Annotated in this window: 1 pseudogene; it reads right to left on the reverse strand. The window is 73.8% G+C overall.

From position 1 onward, the window contains the following. A pseudogene (locus G3I71_RS49545) lies at nt 1-393 on the reverse strand (3-oxoacyl-ACP synthase); the annotation flags it as partial.

Below are 393 nucleotides of genomic sequence, written 5' to 3' on the forward strand. Positions count from 1 at the left end.
GCCCTCGATGCGCACCGCGTGGCCCATCTCCGGCACCGATCCCAACAGGACGGGCCCGATGCCGGGCTCCGCGCAGGCCTCTACGACGGCCGCGCCGGCGCCGTCGCCGGTGAGGACGCAGGTGGCGCGGTCGGTGTAGTCGGTGATCTCGGTCATCTTGTCGGCGCCGATGACCAGGGCGCGGGTGGCCGAGCCGGCCCGGATCGCGTGGTCGGCGGTGGCGAGGGCGTGCGTGAAGCCCGAGCAGACGACGTTGATGTCCATCACGGCCGGGCCGCCGCGCATGCCGAGCTTGGCGGCGACGCGCGCGGCCATGTTGGGCGAGCGGTCGATGGCGGTGGAGGTGGCCACCAGGACGAGGTCGATGTCGTCGGGGGTCAGTCCCGCGTTCGC

The sequence above is a fragment of the Streptomyces sp. SID12501 genome (genome assembly GCF_010550245.1).
Classification (GTDB): Bacteria; Actinomycetota; Actinomycetes; order Streptomycetales; family Streptomycetaceae; genus Streptomyces.